Origin of the sequence: Vibrio rotiferianus, assembly GCF_002214395.1 — a bacterium.
Classification (GTDB): Bacteria; Pseudomonadota; Gammaproteobacteria; order Enterobacterales; family Vibrionaceae; genus Vibrio; species Vibrio rotiferianus.
In genome coordinates, this window is the sequence record NZ_CP018312.1 from 1,000,127 (window position 1) to 1,017,832 (window position 17,706).

Annotated in this window: 18 protein-coding genes; 8 read left to right on the plus strand and 10 right to left on the minus strand. The window is 44.2% G+C overall.

The window, feature by feature from the left end; translation table 11 throughout:
• Nucleotides 1–112: 112 nt before the first annotated feature.
• The 4 genes from BSZ04_RS13720 to BSZ04_RS13735 form a co-directional block, all read right to left on the minus strand.
• Nucleotides 113–616, minus strand: a complete 504-nt coding sequence (locus tag BSZ04_RS13720) for a YchJ family protein (protein WP_088880580.1) — start codon at nt 614–616, stop codon at nt 113–115.
• A gap of 83 nt (nt 617–699) precedes the next feature.
• Nucleotides 700–1,914, minus strand: a complete 1,215-nt coding sequence (locus BSZ04_RS13725; RefSeq protein ID WP_010449139.1) for an EAL and HDOD domain-containing protein — start codon at nt 1,912–1,914, stop codon at nt 700–702.
• Nucleotides 1,915–2,023: 109 nt separating this feature from the next.
• Nucleotides 2,024–2,752, minus strand: a complete 729-nt coding sequence (lpxH, locus tag BSZ04_RS13730; RefSeq protein ID WP_010449137.1) for a UDP-2,3-diacylglucosamine diphosphatase — start codon at nt 2,750–2,752, stop codon at nt 2,024–2,026.
• A gap of 60 nt (nt 2,753–2,812) precedes the next feature.
• Nucleotides 2,813–3,307: a peptidylprolyl isomerase gene (locus BSZ04_RS13735; RefSeq protein WP_010449136.1), complete on the minus strand. Its 495-nt coding sequence runs from the start codon at nt 3,305–3,307 to the stop codon at nt 2,813–2,815.
• Nucleotides 3,308–3,511: 204 nt separating this feature from the next.
• Between BSZ04_RS13735 and cysS the strand changes: the two genes are divergently transcribed.
• Entirely contained in the window at nt 3,512–4,894 is a 1,383-nt protein-coding gene (gene cysS, locus BSZ04_RS13740; RefSeq protein ID WP_071234710.1) for a cysteine--tRNA ligase, read from the plus strand.
• 247 nt (nt 4,895–5,141) lie between these two features.
• Nucleotides 5,142–5,720, plus strand: coding sequence for a thymidine kinase (locus tag BSZ04_RS13745; RefSeq protein ID WP_010449131.1), 579 nt, complete (start codon nt 5,142–5,144; stop codon nt 5,718–5,720).
• 68 nt (nt 5,721–5,788) lie between these two features.
• Here BSZ04_RS13745 and BSZ04_RS13750 read toward each other — a convergent pair whose 3' ends face one another.
• The 3 genes from BSZ04_RS13750 to BSZ04_RS13760 are packed head-to-tail and all read right to left on the minus strand — an operon-like array spanning nt 5,789 to nt 8,153.
• Entirely contained in the window at nt 5,789–6,427 is a 639-nt protein-coding gene (locus tag BSZ04_RS13750) for a YdcF family protein (protein ID WP_088880581.1), read from the minus strand.
• The gene (locus BSZ04_RS13755; protein ID WP_088880582.1) at nt 6,424–7,251 is read right to left on the minus strand and encodes an NAD(P)H-binding protein; all 828 of its coding nucleotides are present in this window, start codon (nt 7,249–7,251) and stop codon (nt 6,424–6,426) included. Before BSZ04_RS13755 ends, BSZ04_RS13750 begins: the two co-directional genes overlap by 4 nt.
• 26 nt (nt 7,252–7,277) lie before the next feature.
• Entirely contained in the window at nt 7,278–8,153 is an 876-nt protein-coding gene (locus BSZ04_RS13760; protein ID WP_010449127.1) for a LysR family transcriptional regulator, read from the minus strand.
• A gap of 89 nt (nt 8,154–8,242) precedes the next feature.
• Here BSZ04_RS13760 and BSZ04_RS13765 point away from each other — a divergent pair, with 89 nt between their 5' ends.
• Complete coding sequence (locus BSZ04_RS13765; protein WP_088880583.1) at nt 8,243–8,665, plus strand: PACE efflux transporter; 423 nt, start codon at nt 8,243–8,245, stop codon at nt 8,663–8,665.
• A 77-nt stretch (nt 8,666–8,742) separates the two neighbouring features.
• Here the strand turns inward: BSZ04_RS13765 and BSZ04_RS13770 are convergent, their stop codons facing one another.
• Nucleotides 8,743–8,979, minus strand: a complete 237-nt coding sequence (locus BSZ04_RS13770) for a TIGR02647 family protein (protein ID WP_010449124.1) — start codon at nt 8,977–8,979, stop codon at nt 8,743–8,745.
• 299 nt (nt 8,980–9,278) lie between these two features.
• On the opposite strand from BSZ04_RS13770, the gene focA reads away from it, so the two are divergent.
• The gene (gene focA / locus BSZ04_RS13775) at nt 9,279–10,139 is read left to right on the plus strand and encodes a formate transporter FocA (RefSeq protein WP_010449123.1); all 861 of its coding nucleotides are present in this window, start codon (nt 9,279–9,281) and stop codon (nt 10,137–10,139) included.
• 62 nt (nt 10,140–10,201) lie between these two features.
• Here the strand turns inward: focA and BSZ04_RS25050 are convergent, their stop codons facing one another.
• On the minus strand, nt 10,202–10,339 hold the full coding sequence (locus BSZ04_RS25050; RefSeq protein ID WP_010449122.1) for a hypothetical protein: 138 nt from the start codon (nt 10,337–10,339) through the stop codon (nt 10,202–10,204).
• A gap of 251 nt (nt 10,340–10,590) precedes the next feature.
• Complete coding sequence (locus BSZ04_RS13785) at nt 10,591–11,391, minus strand: ABC transporter permease (RefSeq protein ID WP_071234713.1); 801 nt, start codon at nt 11,389–11,391, stop codon at nt 10,591–10,593.
• A 463-nt stretch (nt 11,392–11,854) separates the two neighbouring features.
• Between BSZ04_RS13785 and torE the strand changes: the two genes are divergently transcribed.
• From torE to BSZ04_RS13805, 4 genes are all read left to right on the plus strand, one after another.
• A complete protein-coding gene (torE, locus tag BSZ04_RS13790; protein WP_010449120.1) occupies nt 11,855–12,034 on the plus strand; it encodes a trimethylamine N-oxide reductase system protein TorE in 180 nt (59 codons plus the stop codon).
• A 50-nt stretch (nt 12,035–12,084) separates the two neighbouring features.
• Nucleotides 12,085–13,269, plus strand: coding sequence for a pentaheme c-type cytochrome TorC (torC, locus tag BSZ04_RS13795; RefSeq protein WP_038884502.1), 1,185 nt, complete (start codon nt 12,085–12,087; stop codon nt 13,267–13,269).
• 25 nt (nt 13,270–13,294) lie between these two features.
• Nucleotides 13,295–15,757 carry a trimethylamine-N-oxide reductase TorA gene (torA, locus tag BSZ04_RS13800; protein ID WP_088880584.1) on the plus strand — a complete coding sequence of 821 codons (2,463 nt, stop codon included), beginning with the start codon at nt 13,295–13,297 and terminating at the stop codon, nt 15,755–15,757.
• A gap of 199 nt (nt 15,758–15,956) precedes the next feature.
• Nucleotides 15,957–17,696: a glycoside hydrolase family 36 protein gene (locus BSZ04_RS13805; RefSeq protein WP_088880585.1), complete on the plus strand. Its 1,740-nt coding sequence runs from the start codon at nt 15,957–15,959 to the stop codon at nt 17,694–17,696.
• The last annotated feature ends 10 nt before the right edge of the window (nt 17,697–17,706 follow it).

Consider the following 17,706-nt stretch of genomic DNA (forward strand, 5'->3'; position numbering starts at 1 on the left):
TGCAGTAGAGTTATCTACTTCAAACAGGTACATATATTCACGTCATTCCAACAAGCCTAAGCGATGTCAAGAATCCAATTAAATCGAGTTTAATAAGCTAGATATGGATGCTTTACCCACAACACTTCTTAAATTTCTTACCGCTTCCACAGATACACGGGTCGTTACGGCCGACCTTTAGACTGCTTACTGTTTGGTTCAAACGTGGATCTTGTTCCGGCTCTTCTTCTGGGAACGTGCCATCAATGTAGTACCAAAGCCCATCTTCTTTCACGAAACGAGAACGTTCTGTCATACAGTAGCGTTTGCCGTCCTCATCAAAGTAAGCGTTGAATTCAACAAAACCTTCATTCTCACTGCTACCCGCTTCAGCTTTTACTACCTCAAGCTTGCACCAATCACTATCGATCGACTGGGCAATGCCTTCGCGTTGCTCTTCTGCGTTACAGCTTGGGTGATAAGTGCTTACCACGTAATCCACTAAACCTAGTACATGTGCACAGTAACGAGAGCGCATCAGTTGCTCTGGTGTGGTGACGTCTGCATGGTTGTTGTGGGCAATTTCACAACACTGTTGGTAGGTGCGGTTAGAGCCGCAAGGACAAGAAGAAGCCATAAAATGAAATCTCGATTAATTAAGCGATAAAAACAAACAACCTCACGTAAAGGTCGAGGTATTCTAGGGCGCATTATAGCGTTCTAAGATGTTTGAGACAGCAGTTCTTGAGCCCAGGCAGTTGATTGATTGAACGCTTTTGCCAGTTGAGGTTCTGTTAGTTTAAGTGCCTGACAGTATTTTTCAGTGGTTTCCCAATCGGCTTTTTCATACGAGATGATCATTGACAACAGGTAACCTAGAACGCCCTTTTTGCTGGTTAATGCCGTTTTGATTTCTTCATCAACAGGAATGTCTTCAATCACATCAGCAAGAGGCTGGTCTAATAACGAGTCCAGCAATGAAAACATACCGGTTAGGAATGCTTGGCCGGGATCGTACTTAGTGTTCATTTGGCTCAGTAGTATCTCACACATGCGCGCGCGTTGAATGGCTAATGAGTATAGGGAATCTGGTTTGTCTTCATGTACAGAAGCGATGGCGACGAGTGATATAAACCGTCTTAAACGATCTTCCCCTAAATATACCAAGGCTTGTCTAAAGGATTTCAACTTTGTCGTCAGTGTGTAGCCTGAGTTTACATAAGTCATTAGCTTATAAGACAAGGTTACATCGATAGAAAACAGTCGCTCTACTTCATTGAAATCAATTGGCTTATCAGCAATCTCTTTACACAGTTGAATGACGGTTAAAAAGGCAGGATTTAAGCGCTTTTTTTGAATCATTTCAGGTTTGCTAAAAAAGTAACCTTGGAAGTAATTGAATCCAGCATCTAGGGCTTGTTCAAATTCTTCATAGGTTTCTACTTTTTCTGCTAGAAATTCAATATCTAGATGACTTAGCGCACGAATAAATATCGACGCTTTTTCAATGGGTACGACCCTGATATCAAACTTAATAATCGAAATAAAAGGCAAGAAGCGCTTCCAAGCTTTCGTCGGCACAAAGTCATCTAATGCCACTCGATACCCAGAAGAATGCAAGTGTTTTATCGCATTGAGCAGTTCATCGCTTGGCTCACAATCTTCCAGAACCTCAACAACTAAAGATTCTTTTGGAAAAAGAGTCGGAACAAGGTTCACTAGGCTTTGATAAGGGAAATTTACGAAGCCAAGCTTGTCGCCCAAAGTACTGTAGTGAGTTGATAAGAAATGATCCGACAGTAAACGACTAGTAGCCAGCTCAGGCTCTACTTCTGGAAAGGTGTTTTTTGGCCCATCGCGGAAGAGAAGTTCATAACCGATAGTTTTCTTTTCTCTATCAAGAATAGGCTGACGAGCTACATACGAATACTTCAATGCGGTACTTTATTCTGTTAAATCTATTAGTAATGATAATAACGAGTTTTCACAAAAGATCTATGGGCTATACGTCAATCTTAAACATCCAAATGATACATTGGTGAAATTACGTTCGAAAAGGTCGATTGTGAAGGTGAAAATCTTCAGAATCTACTTGTAAAACTGAGCCTTGTGTATACCAATCACCTAAGACAATACGAGTAGTTTTAACACCATTTAGCTCAAAAATATGTGTATTTGGGCGGTGTGTGTGACCATGAATCATTAGGTTGACGCAGTTTTGAGACATGACACGCTCAACTTCGCCTTGGTTAACGTCCATGATGTCGAGAGACTTGGTTTTTTTGTCGTCTCGAATATCAGACTGAACTTTGGCGACAATTCTTTTTTTAACGAACCAAGGAATACGGTTAAATAGCCATTGAAGCCAAGGCTTATGAACGGTTTTCCTGAACTCTTGATATTTCTCGTCGTCGATGCAAAGTGTATCGCCATGCAAGATCACGACCTTTTGACCATAAAGATCAATAGTGCAGACATCATCGAGCAATGTCATGCCAGTTTCTTTGCAAAAGCGTTTACCTAGTAAAAAATCTCGATTGCCTTGGATGAAGAAAACAGGGACACCAGAATCCGTCAGGGCTTTAAACTCGGCACGGATTTGGTCTGCGAAAGGGGTGTTATCATCGTCACCAATCCAGAACTCAAATAAATCGCCAAGCACGTAAAGTGCATCGGCATGAATCGCTTCTGTACGCATAAACGTGACAAAGCACTCCGTGATATCCGGACGAGAAGGGGTAAGGTGGAGATCAGATATAAATAATGTCGTCATAGAAATAAGGGGAGGCGACGCCTCCCCACAAACTTATCTCTTGGTAGCAATTCTATAGAATTACTCTTCGATTGTAGTACCAGTGATCAGTACGTCTTCTAGAGGTACGTCTTGGTGCATGCCGTAAGAACCAGTGCTAACGCCTTTGATCTTATTTACGATGTCCATGCCTTCGATTACTTCACCGAATACACAGTAACCCCAACCATCTAGGCTTTCGCTACGGAAATCTAGGAACGTGTTGTTGTTTACGTTGATGAAGAACTGAGAGCTTGCTGAATGCGGCTCCATAGTACGTGCCATAGCAAGTGTACCCACTTTGTTGCTAAGACCGTTGTTTGCTTCGTTCTTGATTGGTGCACGTGATGCTTTCTCACGTAGACCAGACTCCATACCACCGCCTTGGATCATGAAGCCGTCAATAACACGGTGGAAAAGAGTGTTGTCGTAGAAACCGTCGCGGCAGTACTGAAGGAAGTTTGCGCTTGTTTCTGGCGCTTTCTCTTCGTTTAGTTGAATCTTGATGTCACCAAAATTAGTGTGAAGGGTGATCATGCTACTTTCCTTTACTGTGTTGTATTGAAACTGCGATTCTAGCCTAAGTTATTACGCTTTAAAAACTCAGGAAGAACAAATTAATAGTTTTGTGCTTGAAGTTTAGCCGATTATCGTTTTATCCGTGAATTGCTATTACCTAATAAGGTCTGAGTTGTTATACTCGGCGTTCTTGTTATCCATTCACAATCATAGATAGAGATCATGTTAAAGATATATAACACACTCACAAGACAGAAAGAGGAATTCAAACCAATTACAGCCGGCAAAGTTGGCATGTATGTCTGTGGAGTTACCATCTACGATCTCTGTCATATCGGTCACGGTCGTACATTTGTTTCTTTCGATGTAGTGTCTCGCTACCTTCGTTACCTTGGCTATGACCTAACATTTGTACGTAACATCACTGACATCGATGACAAAATCATCAAGCGTGCTGCTGAAAACGGTGAATCTTGTGATTCACTGACTGAACGTCTTATCGGCGAAATGCACGCTGACTTCGATGCTCTGAACATGAAACGTCCTGACGTCGAGCCTCGTGCGACTCAGTTCATTGCTGAAATCATCGAATTGGTTGAAAAGTTAATCGAGCGTGGTTTTGCTTACGTTGCAGACAACGGCGACGTAATGTTTGAAGTCGGTAAGTTCAACGAATACGGCAAGCTGTCTAAGCAAGATCTTGATCAGCTTCAAGCTGGTGCTCGTGTCGATATCGAAACAGCAAAACGCAGCCCACTAGACTTTGTACTTTGGAAGATGTCTAAGCCAGGCGAACCAACATGGGAATCACCTTGGGGTCCTGGTCGTCCAGGTTGGCACATTGAGTGTTCTGCAATGAACTCTTCAATCCTAGGTAACCACTTCGATATTCACGGCGGCGGTTCTGACCTTCAGTTCCCACACCATGAGAACGAAATCGCGCAATCATGCTGTGCACACGACACGCAATACGTGAACACATGGATGCACAGCGGCATGGTAATGGTAGACCGTGAGAAGATGTCTAAGTCTCTAGGTAACTTCTTTACTATCCGTGACGTTCTTGGTCACTACGATGCCGAGACGGTTCGTTACTTCCTGATGTCAGGTCACTACCGTAGCCAGTTAAACTACAGCGAAGATAACCTAAACCAAGCACGCGCTTCTCTTGAGCGTCTATACACGTCTCTACGTGGTCTAGATCTAAATGCAGCGCCAGCGGGTGGTGAAGAGTACGTGTCGCGCTTTACTGCAGCGATGAACGATGACTTCAACACGCCAGAAGCTTACTCAGTACTGTTTGACATGGCGCGTGAAGTAAACCGTCTGAAGACAGAAAACCTAGAGAAAGCAAGCGAGCTAGGTGCGCTAATGCGCGAGCTTGCGGAAGTGATTGGTATTCTCCACCAAGATCCAGAAGCGTTCCTAAAAGGTGACGCAGGTAATGATGATGAAGTGGCTGAAATCGAAGCACTAATCAAGCTACGTAACGACTCTCGTGCAGCAAAAGACTGGGCTAACGCAGATATGGCTCGTGACAAGCTGACTGAAATGGGTATCGTTCTAGAAGACGGGCCGGAAGGCACAACGTGGCGTCGTAAGTAATGGATACTTATGCCATCAACTAACTGTTCATTCTTGCTGGTTAAAATCGCTGATAACTGCGTTATAGATTTGGAAGTTAGAGCCACTAGCTCGCTGCAATCTATGCCTTGTTCTAAGCGATTTTCTCTGCGCAATAAACTGAACATCCAGTCAATGGCATTAGTATAAGAATATTTAAGGGCTGATGATTCAGCCCTTTTCTTTACAAGCTTTTATAAATTCTAAACTTTAACGAAGGTAGTGCTCTGTGGCTCAGATGTATTTCTATTACTCAGCAATGAATGCGGGTAAATCGACAACTCTTCTTCAATCTTCATTTAACTACCAAGAACGTGGCATGACGCCTGTGATTTTCACAGCAGCGTTAGATGACCGTTACGGTGTAGGTAAAGTGAGCTCTCGTATTGGTTTGCAATCAGACGCGCAATTGTTCCGTCCAGATACTAATCTATATCAAGAGATTGCAGCACTGCATGAGGTTGAAAAACGTCACTGTATTCTGATTGATGAGTGTCAGTTCCTATCTAAAGAGCAGGTTTACCAACTCACAGAGGTGGTGGATAAGCTGCATATTCCAGTACTTTGCTATGGTCTTCGCACCGATTTTCTAGGCGAACTTTTTGAAGGCAGTAAGTACCTGCTATCTTGGGCTGACAAGTTGGTTGAACTCAAAACCATCTGTCACTGTGGTCGCAAAGCAAACATGGTTATCCGTACTGATGAGCATGGCGTCGCAATTAAAGAAGGTGATCAAGTCGCAATCGGTGGTAACGATCGTTACGTATCCGTTTGTCGCCAGCACTACAAAGAAGCACTTGGCAAATAAGTGAGTCTAGATAAGAGAAAGCCACCGAATCCGGTGGCTTTTTTGTAGTTTGTTAACTGATAAGCGTATTACGCTAGGCCGAATTCAAACTTTTCTCTTAGTGCCTGATAAGATGACTCAACGTGAGCTGGGATTTCTTGTTCCGTTTGAAAGCCTTTCTCTGGGTATGTTTTCACTCGAGAAAAATCTTCCATTAGTGCCTCAAGTACCATCATTAGTGTCATCTCTTCGTTGATATATTCAAAGAAAGGATGCGCAGTGGACGTGACTTGCAGTTGTGAATAAGGCGATTGCCACTGTTTTTCGAAGGTCGCAATAGCGCGTCGTTCCATAAATGGTTTTTGGACCAAGATAAGAGACTCGCACTTAATCTCTTTTTCTCTCAACAATTGTTCGGTGAAGCGAACATTCTCACCGCTATTGCTCGACGTTGTTTCGACCAATATTGCTTCATTTGGCACGCCTGCAAGCTTGGCGATTTCTGCAAAGGTTTCAGCTTCGCTTTTGTCAAACAAGCCATCCGTAAAACGGCCTTCACCGCCAGAAAATATAATCAGAGGTGCAAGCTTTTGGTGGTATAGCTTTGCGGCGTATTCGGCAACACGTAAATCATTGCTACACATAACAAATATGCAGTCAGCCGGTGTGAGTTCCTGGTTGAGTTGCATGTAATCCCACAAGGTTTCAATGTGTTGATAAAGCTTCATAGTGCATCCAGCGTTGAGTTGAATTGGAACTGGTAGCCAAGCGCAATAAGCTTGTCTGCAAGGATTCGTTTATCGGTGGTTTCAGTGACTGGCGGAAGGGCAATATCCAAATCACTTCTCGTAATGGCCGCTTGGTAAAACTCGGCTTTGCTGACGGTGTTCGGCGTAGTGGCGTTAACCACTTCATTGCTGATTTGATTGAGAGCGAAGGCGGTTGCTGCGACAGCGTCGTTTTGATGCAACATGTTTGCAGGGGCTTTGCGGCTTACTTGTTTTAATCGCAGAGCAAAGCGAGAAGGGTGGCGGTCGGAGCCGATCAAACCACTACAACGTACGATGGCATAGTCGATGCCAGAATCAATCACGTATTGCTCGGCTTGCAGCATAATACGTGCGTTATCCGAGAAATGTGGATTGTCTTGTGCTAAAGCGAATGTGGCGTCTTCCTCTCTCATATCGACGGGCAAATTTGGATAGACCGTCGTTGAACTGACCATCAAAAGCTTTTCCACGCGACTTACTTTTGCAGCTTCAACTAAGCGTTGCCATTGCAGTGCATACTCTTCACCGTTGCCTTTGCGAAAACCTGGCGGAAAAGCTCCCACAACGCGCTCGATATGGTGATGTTTGATAATATCAATGAGGTGCTGCTCGGAGTTGAGTTCATTGAGATCGAGTAGGGCAGTGGAAATGGAGGAGATTGGGAATTCATCAAGCTTTGCTTGGCTTCGGCGAGTGGCTGTAACTCGATGTCCCTGCTCGGATAAGACTTGTGCAAGTGGTGTTCCTAGCCAGCCTGCGCCAACGATCAATGTATTTGCCATCGGTAAGTTCCTACTTTAGACCCCGATTATGATTCAAACAGGGTTTGTAATTCTAATCTGGCTTGTTGGTGTAGGGGATCGGAGTGCCATTTTTGGTGTTGTATCAAGTCGATATTAACTTGCCATGCCAGTTTCGTGAATTCTTCACCAATTTTGGTCAATGTATTGGGCGAGTGTGACACCAAATGATTTGGAAGAAAGCACCAGCCAAATCCCTGATTTGCCAGTTCCAATAAGATGTAATAGTTGTCAGCGTACCAGATATCGGGGCTCAGCGCCTGATTGATTCCGCTAGTATCGGCACTCTTTGAACGAATAACCAATTGTCTATGTTGCTTTAATTCGTCGATATGACGAATTTTTTGCGTCGCTAAAGGATGTTTTGAAGAAATGAAAACATCAAATCCAATATTTCCGAGATTCGAGAAGTCAATATTTTCCGGCATTTGTAGGTCGCTGAGAATGATGCCTGTTGTTGCTCTACCTGATTTTACCAACTCGATGATGTCTGGGCTTGAGCCCGTCAAACATTCAACTTGGATATCTGGGAATTGCTGCTCAAGTTTTTTGAGTGCCTTAGGGAGGTTAGTAAGTGGAATTCCCTCATCGACAGCGAGGATGAACTGTGTCGCTTGTGGTGAAAATAGCTGGCAAGCTTTATTGTTAAGTCGGTTCAACTGGCTGATGGTTGCCAATGCATAAGGTAAAAGCTCTTGGCCTTTTTCAGTTAACTTGGGGTAGCGACCCGAGCGATCGAACAAGTCGACGCCGCAATCGAGTTCCATATTCATTATATGTTGGCTCACCACAGACTGAGCTCGGCCAAGCTTCCTAGCTGCTGCGGAAAAAGAACCGACTTCGGACGTGGCAACAAAAGCCTGTAATTGTTCAATAGTAAACATATCGTTTATACCGATGGTATCTAACTTTTTATCATCTTAATAATAGATAAAATGCGCGTCATTGAGTAGAACTATTTAGGTAAATAATCATGACTCGTAACGAACGTATTTTTCACGCAGTATTATTCGAAATGATTGCGCTAGCGATCATTGTACCAGTGACATCCTTGATCACAGGGAAGGGGTCAAGTGATTTAGCAGTGGTAGGAATCGGCTTGAGCCTGTACACGGTCGTATGGAACTACATTTACAACCTTTACTTCGATAAGTGGTTTGGTTCAAACCGAGAAGAGCGAAGCTTAATGATGCGCATTGGCCATACGATTGGTTTTGAAGGAGGGTTGATCTTTATTACGATTCCGGTCATCGCTTGGTTTTTACAAATCACGCTATTGCAGGCTCTAGCGCTAGAAGCTGGTTTCTTAATCTTCTTCTTGTTTTATGCGACAGGCTTTAACTGGGCGTATGACAGAGTCCAACCATTTGGAAAGTTTAGAAAACTCATTGCTTAGGGTCGATAAATGACGTGATAAAAAAGCCACCAAAATGGTGGCTTTTTCTTGTTAGGAACTCGAGGCTTTGTTTATTGCTATTCGGCAGAAAGCACACGTAGGATTTTGTCGGCATGTTCCGCGATTTCGATGCCTTCATCGGTTAGATAACCACCATCAGGCTGAGTACATAGCTGTTTTGCATACAGACGTGATACTGCTGCGTGCATCTCTTCAGATGCTTCTTTGTGAACTTTAATGCCAGTTGCTGCGCTGCTTAGATCGAATTGAAGAAGCAGGTTCAGTTCAGCGATATGGTCAGCAGAATATTTCATAGGTAATTCCTTCGTACTTTTTTATCCAAGCTAGTCTGAAAATAGAGGTTGGGCAATAGAAATCCGTTAGAAGTGTTAAGTGTAGCGCTATAGGGCTGATATAACGCGGGATTTTTATTCGATGGTAAACATGCGAACAAAAAATACTTGATGGTTAGGGTAAGAACTCATAGTTGAGTTTTATCGATTACCGTCTCAACAACAACAAATATAGTAAACATTAAAAATAGCCCTTGAAAAACTCTGGAAATGGAGCGATTATCCGCGCCTCGTTAATTGTTTCTAAATGTTACACTTCCATGAACTTCAATCAGTTTGACTCACTACTACCGCCTCAGGCTGCTGAACGTGCCGCCGAAGTAGGTGTTGGCAAAGCGACCAAAGCTCCAATGAAATCTTTCCTGCTGGCGATTTCTGCAGGCATTCACATTGGTATTGCTTTTATTTTCTACACAACGGTAACCACAGGTGCAGGCGATATCCCTTGGGGTATTACACGTCTTATTGGTGGCTTGGCGTTTAGCCTTGGCTTGATTTTAGTTGTGGTAACGGGTGGTGAACTGTTCACCAGTTCGGTGCTTACACTCGTTGCGCGCGCAAGTGGCAAGATTTCATGGAAAGCCCTTATGAAGAACTGGCTAGTGGTTTACTTCGGCAACATGGTTGGCGCAGTACTGCTGGTAGTATGTATGTTGATCACTAAGCAATACATGTTCGATGGCGGTCAAGTAGGCTTGAACGCAATGGCTATTTCGCAACATAAGTTACACCACGGTTTCTTCCAAGCCGTCGCATTGGGCATCATGTGTAACGTTTTAGTATGTATCGCTGTTTGGATGACGTTCAGCGGTCGCACTCTAACTGATAAGATCGCCGTAATGATCTTGCCAGTCGCGATGTTTGTTTCTGCTGGTTTTGAGCACTGTATTGCGAACATGTTCCAAGTGCCAATGGCGATTGGTATTAAGTATTTTGCGCCAGAGTCTTTCTGGCAAATGACAGGTGCCAACATCGCTGACTACGCGGATCTAAATATGATCGGTTTCTTGATGAACAACCTGATCCCTGTGACGATCGGTAATATCATCGGTGGTGGTGTCTTCGTTGGCATGTGGTACTGGATGATCTACCTACGTGATGAAGACAAGCATCTGAAATAGTTTTCAACAAAGGCAAGCCCTATGGCTTGCCTTTCTTTTATCTGAATGTTTTCACTGATCCGTTAGACGAGCTCTTCATTGATGCCAAACTCATTTGGGATCCAATGGGACGTCATTTCTACAGGCTCCTGTGTGAGCCAATCTACTATTGCTTCTGACACTAAGTCATCGATCTTTTCGTGGGTGGCCAACCTATCCATGATGCTCTCTCCCTTCGTCGGTTAACTGAACTCTAGGAGGAGTAGATGACGCTTCTATGACCAACTCGTGAACGTTTGATTGATGAGCAGAGATTGATCTTAAAGTTGCACCTATGTTTCTTGTTGCTTATGGGTTTGTGTGGGTTATCCACATTTTCTGTGGATAACCTGTCTCAAAGATCGTGAGTATCTTTTTGGATCGAGAAAAATTCATAAAATGAGATGCTTATGTGATGTCAAAGTGACCAGTTTTACGGTTTTTCCTTGTTGATAAACTTCACTTTTATGAGGCCTTCTTTGGTTTGTACACAGCTCAGGGTCATCTCCAAAGTGATCGCGACAGACACACTCAGCATGACAAAAATCGCCAGCATGATGACCAACTGGTACTTGATCGCAACCATTGGGCTAGCACCACCTAAGATTTGACCAGTCATCATTCCTGGAAGCGTCACCAAGCCAGTCGTTGCCATAGAGGCGAGAATTGGGGCCAGAGATTTACGAAGCGCTTCCTGAAGAAAAGGGAAGGAGGCGTATTTGGGTGATGCACCTAAAGATATAGCGGCTTCATACTCAGATTTTCTTTGTTCGAAAGCAGTGAATAAGTTCTGCAGGGCAACGATGTTGCTGCTCAAGCTGTTGCCTAGCAGCATGCCTGCCAAAGGGATCATATATTGTGCATTGTAGAATGGTTCGGGTTTTACCAAGCCGAAAACAATAGCGGAAAGGATAGGGAGTAAGCTACATGCTAATCCGGTGATTAGGGGCAGCATAAGTGGTTTTTTGGGTAAGTTTGCTTTACCAACAATAGAGCTCGCCCCAACAATAACCATGATTGCTAGCCAAAGAAGATTCACCAGCAAACTGTTTAAATTAAACAGGTATTCCAGATATACACCGACAAGAATCAACTGAATGGTCATGCGGGCGACACTCATTGCGGTATCTGTGGCAATGCCTAGTTTGTACCTAGCGTTGATTGTGAGTGGGACTAAAAGAATTAGGCTGAAAAGTGCTAATTCAAACCAGTTTATATCGACAACGTGCTCCATAAATCCTCTCCATAAATCAACATTGTGATTTTAACGGAGTACGTTTGCTTTATGAATCAAGTTACTCTTCTTTTTCGTAATCTTCCTTCGAGAAAATAACCTTCAAGTAGTGGTTTTTTATTAACATAAACTTCACAAGATGCTGGATTTAGACGGAAAATTAGTAATTCTGTAGCACAAAAAAATCCGCAAAATTGTAAACAAAGTTATGCTGATGTTATATGATTAACAAATTTACAAAAGACTTATTTTTACACATCTATTAATATTTTTTAATAAAGAATATCAATCAAACACATATCCGGATGAGCTCAAAAAAGTATTGAATAACAAGGGTTGAAGTGCCGGATTTAATTGAACCTTACTAATAGTATGGTCTAACATTTTCCAATAGAGATTGTACAAAAACTTAAGCTTGGTAATACAGGCTTTCCATAACACTAGATACAAAATAGGCAAATGTATGAGTGATGTTAACAAAGTTGAGAGTGGTGAAAAACGCTCACTGGAGTGGAAGTCTTTCCTCTTCATTGCAGTTGTTCTCTTCCCAATTCTGAGTGTGGCTTTCGTAGGCGGCTACGGATTTATTGTTTGGGCACTGCAAGTGTTCTTCTTTGGTCCTCCAGGCGCGCACGGCATGTAAGCCGGTGAGCTCATAACCACACTTTTGAAAAGATTTTAAGAGAGCAAATAATGAAATCATTAATCATTAAACTGTGGCGTACGATGACGCGCCCGGCAGTTCATATCAGCCTTGGCGTGCTGACTATGGGCGGTTTCATCGCTGGTGTTATTTTCTGGGGTGGCTTTAACACAGCCCTAGAAGCTACCAACACAGAAGAATTCTGTATCAGTTGTCACACAATGCGTGACAACGTGTACGTTGAACTGCAAGACACAGTTCACTGGAAAAACCACTCTGGTGTTCGTGCTACTTGTCCAGACTGTCACGTTCCACACAACTGGACTGATAAGATCGCTCGCAAGATGCAAGCATCTAAAGAAGTATTTGCACAGGTATTTGGCAACTACGACGAACCGGGTGTTTTCGAAGAGCGTCGTATCGAACTTGCTAAACACGAATGGGATCGTTTCTCTGCGAACAAATCTCTAGAGTGTAAAAACTGTCATAACTACGAGTCTATGGACTTTGAGCAAATGTCTCCAACCGCTCGTATCCAAATGAAACAAGCTGCTGAAAAAGATCAGAGCTGTGTTGACTGTCACAAAGGTATCGCGCACAACCTACCAGCTGGTATGGACAGCATTGGCGGTATCGTTGGTGACCTTGAAGGTATGACTTCAAACACTGACTACGGTGTTGGTCAACAACTTGTAAGTGTTCGTCACCTACCAATCTACTTCGACGACAAAGGTGCTAAAGAAGCTGGTCTTCTAAACCCAGCATCGACTGTTAAAGTACTTGAAGATAAAGGCGACTACGTTGAAATCGAAATCGATGGCTGGCGTAAAGCGAAAGGCTTCGGTCGTGTAATTCAAGAAGACTTCGGTAAGAACATTGCAGTAGCATCACTACTAAAAGAAGCATCAACAGACGCTAACGTTGTGACTGCTGGTGAGAAGAAAGTTGATGAGCTAACTGGTCTTCCTTGGGAGAAAGTCGCTGCGAAGGTATGGATCAAGAAAGAATCTATGCTGAACGATATCAACCCTGTATGGGAAAAATCGAAAGAAGCTTACAAAACTAACTGTTCTGTATGTCACACACAACCTGCTGAAGCGCACTTCGATGCGAACACATGGCCAGGTATGTTCGACGGTATGCTAGCGTTCGTTAACCTAGATACAGACAGTGAAGCACTGATCTTGAAGTACCTACAGAAGCACTCTTCAGATTATGCTGAAGGTCACCACTAATAAGCGTCGGATTGGAGTAAATTAAATGGCTATTACACGAAGAAGTTTTCTTAAAGGTGTAGCAACCACAAGTGCAGCGTCAGTTATCGGTCCAAGCTTATTGGCTTCAGCATCTGTAAACGCAGCTGAGACTACTGGTACTTGGAAAGTAACAGGTTCACACTGGGGCGCGTTCCGCGCCCACATCTACGCGGGTAAAGTTCAAGAGATCAAACCGCTAGAACTAGACCAGAACCCAACAGAAATGTTGAACGGCATCAAGGGCATCATCTACAGCCCATCACGTGTTCGTTACCCAATGGTTCGTCTAGATTGGCTGAAGAAGCACAAATACAGTGCTGAAACGCGCGGTAACAACCGTTTCATCCGTGTAACTTGGGATGAAGCTCTAGACCTGTTCTACCGCGAGCTAGAACGTGTTCAGAAAGAATACGGTCCATGGGCTCTACACGCAGGTCAAACTGGTTGGAACCAAACTGGTGCGTTCAACAACTGTACAGCACACATGCAACGTGCTGTAGGTATGCACGGTAACTTCATCACTAAAGTAGGTGACTACTCTACTGGTGCTGGTCAAACCATCATGCCTTACGTACTTGGTTCAACAGAAGTTTATGCACAAGGTACGTCTTGGTCAGAAATTCTAGAGAACTCAGACAACATCGTTCTTTGGGCAAACGACCCAGTGAAAAACCTACAAGTAGGTTGGAACTGTGAAACGCACGAATCATTCAACTACCTAGCGCAGTTGAAAGAAAAAGTAGCGAAAGGCGAGATCAATGTTCTTTCTGTAGACCCAGTTAAGAACAAGACTCAACGTTACCTAGAGAACGACCACCTGTACATCAACCCGCTAACAGACGTAGCATTCATGCTTGCTGTAGCGCACGTGCTGTACAACGAAGACCTATACGACAAGAAGTTTATTGAAACTTACTGTCTAGGTTTCGAAGACTTCATCAAGTACGTTCAAGGTGAAACGAAAGATAAAGTTGTTAAGACACCTGAGTGGGCAGCACCTATCTGTGGCGTGAAAGCGGACAAGATTCGTGAATTCGCACGCATGCTGGTGAACGGTCGTACACAGATCCTTATGGGTTGGTGTATCCAACGTCAAGAGCACGGTGAGCAACCATACTGGGCAGCAGCAGTAGTTGCAGCAATGGTTGGTCAAATCGGTCTACCTGGCGGTGGTATCTCTTACGGTCACCACTACTCAAGTATCGGTGTACCTTCAACTGGTTTCGCGGGCCCTGGTGGTTTCCCTCGTAACCTAGATACTGGTATGAAGCCGAAGTGGGATAACAACGACTTTAACGGTTACAGCCGTACTATCCCTGTTGCACGTTGGATCGACTGTCTGCTAGAACCAGGCAAAGAGATCAACTACAACGGTGGTAAAGTTAAGCTTCCGGACTTCAAGATGATGGTGATCTCGGGTTGTAACCCATGGCACCACCACCAAGATCGTAACCGCATGAAGCAAGCGTTCCAGAAGCTACAAACAGTAGTAACGGTTGAGTTCGCTTGGACTGCAACGTGTCGTTTCTCTGATATCGTGCTTCCAGCATGTACTCAGTGGGAACGTAACGACATCGACGTGTACGGTTCTTACTCGAACAAAGGTCTGATTGCTATGCATCGTCTAGTGGACCCATTGTTCCAATCTAAGCCAGACTTCCAAATCATGAGCGAACTGACTCAACGCTTTGGTCGTCGCGACGAGTACACTCGTGGCATGAGCGAGATGGAATGGATCCGCAGCCTGTACAACGATTGTAAGAAAGCGAACGACGGTAAGTTCGAAATGCCAGAATTCGATGAGTTCTGGGAGAAGAGCGTACTAGACTTCGGTCAAGGTAAGCCTTGGGTTCGTCACGCTGACTTCCGTCAAGATCCAGAAATCAACCCACTGGGTACGCCTTCTGGCTTCATCGAGATCACTTCTCGTAAGATCGGTCGTTACGGTTACGAACACTGTCAAGAACACCCAATGTGGTTCGAGAAATCAGAACGTTCACACGGTGGTCCTGGCTCTGACAAACACCCGTACTGGCTACAGTCTTGCCACCCAGATAAGCGTCTGCACTCTCAGATGTGTGAATCTGAAGACTTCCGTGCAACTTACGCTGTTCAAGGTCGTGAGCCTGTATACATCAACCCAGTTGATGCAAAAGCGAAAGGCATCAAAGACGGTGACTTGGTACGCGTATTTAACGACCGTGGTCAGCTTCTTGCTGGTGCTGTACTTACTGACAGCTACCCACGTGGTGTTATTCGTATTGAAGAAGGTGCGTGGTACGGTCCTCTAAACGAGAAAGTAGGTGCAATCTGTACTTACGGTGACCCTAACACACTAACTCAAGACATCGGCTCTTCTGAGCTAGCACAGGCGACTTCTGCGAACACATGTATCGTAGACTTCGAGAAGTTCACTGGTAAAGTTCCACCAGTTACTTCATTCGGTGGTCCAATCGAAGTAGCTTAATCAGAGCGCTAAACTTTAAATGAAATGCCAGCCTTCGGGCTGGTATTTTTTTAACCAAAATTTCAGTGAGCATTCTCTCAATACTAATTAGATGAAAGTGAATGGGATTCGGTTTCGTGAGCTTGGTAACGAATTGGGAGAATGAAGCGAAGGATAATGGGGGAAATGACATAATAAAGATCAAGTGAGTAGAGACTCTATGGCACAGACCATTCAATTGGCCAATCACACCGAAATCTCGGTAAGTAACAATGATCTGCAGTTTGAGATTGTTGGCAATCAGGCCCACTTTTCGTTTGCTGGACTTCACAATAAAACTTTCACCGAACGTGAAGTGTTATTCGAAATGCCATTTATGTATGAGCATGGTGCAACAGTCATTGGTGACGGTTTTCAAATGCTTGCGCAAACCTCTGGCACGATTTCTCAACCTGTCGAAGTAGGGCGTTGTCCTGACAACAATAGCTCTTACAGAATTTATCCGGAAAACGCACCTAAACGTTATTACAACTATTTAGTTATTGAAGATTCTGCAGGCTACAGCTTGTTTGGTTTCACCTCTTGTCATCGCTTTGCCGGCTATTTTGAAGTGCAACAGCATGATGAGCGCTGGGTTCTATCAGCGGCCATTGATGGCGAGCACACCCAAGTATCAGACTGGGAGCACAACAATCTTGAATCGGTTGCGGTACTACGAGGAAGTTCATTGTCTGAACTTTACAAAGAGTACAGCGAAATGATTGCTGAGCATCATCCTGTCCGTAATGGTGTTGTGCAAGATGCCCCAATTGGTTGGTGTTCTTGGTATGCCTACTACGCCGATGTCACTGAAAATAACATTTTGGACAACGTTGAATGCATGCAAGATAGTTTGTCTGAACTTGAATGGGTGCTGCTAGATGATGGTTACCAGGCATTTATGGGCGATTGGTTAACGCCATCAGACAAATTCTCTGGTGGGGTGAAAGAGCTGATTCATAACATTCGCGCGAAAGGTAAAAAACCAGCGATTTGGATGGCGCCATTCATTGCACAGCCAGAGTCTGAAATTTTTAAAAATCATCCAGATTGGTTTGTTCGCCACAATGACGGCAGCTTATTGAAAGCCGAAGAGGTAACTTATGGCGGATGGCGCTGCACACCTTGGTATATTCTCGATACCTCCAATCCAGAAGTACAAGATCATTTAACCCACGTTGTTTCAGTCATGCGTCAAGAGTGGGGCGTCGAGCTATTCAAACTAGACGCAAACTATTGGGGCACGTTAAAAGGTAAGCGAAGCCAATCGGGAGTTACTGGTGTAGAAGCCTACCGCATGGGCATGGAGGCAATCGCTAAAGGGGCTGGAGATGCGTGGCTTTTAGGCTGTAACGCACCAATGTGGCCTTCTTTGGGCTTAGTTGATGCAATGCGTGTCTCTGACGATGTAGAGCGCCATAGCCATCGCTTTGAACAAATCGCGAAAGAGACCTTTTTCCGCAGTTGGCAGCATCGTAAGCTGTGGCAAATCGATCCAGATTGCGCGACGTTTACTTCGTTACCAAACCAAGCGGCTTCGCGAGAAGATTATCAATTCCATCGTAATGCTCTACTCGCGTGTGGCGGTTTACTGCTATCTGGTGACCCTTTACCAGAAATCACGTCATTTGCGAGTAAGACGCTAGCAAAGTTGATGCTGCGCCAGCGTCGCAATCAGGAATCTGCTAAGTTTACCGCGCTCGGTTTGAACCATGCTTTCCTACCACTAACATCTAAAAACGATTTGCACTGTTTGTTCAACTACGCGAGCGATGAAGCGACAGAGTTTACGCTAACTGCAGACCAGCCTACCGATTGGTACGATTACTGGACGGGGGAGAAGCTTAACCAAGAGCCTTGTCAGTTATTGCTAGTTAGTTTGGATAAAGGCTTGAATGCTAAAGCGATTGTGACCGCATAATCTGCTTAAG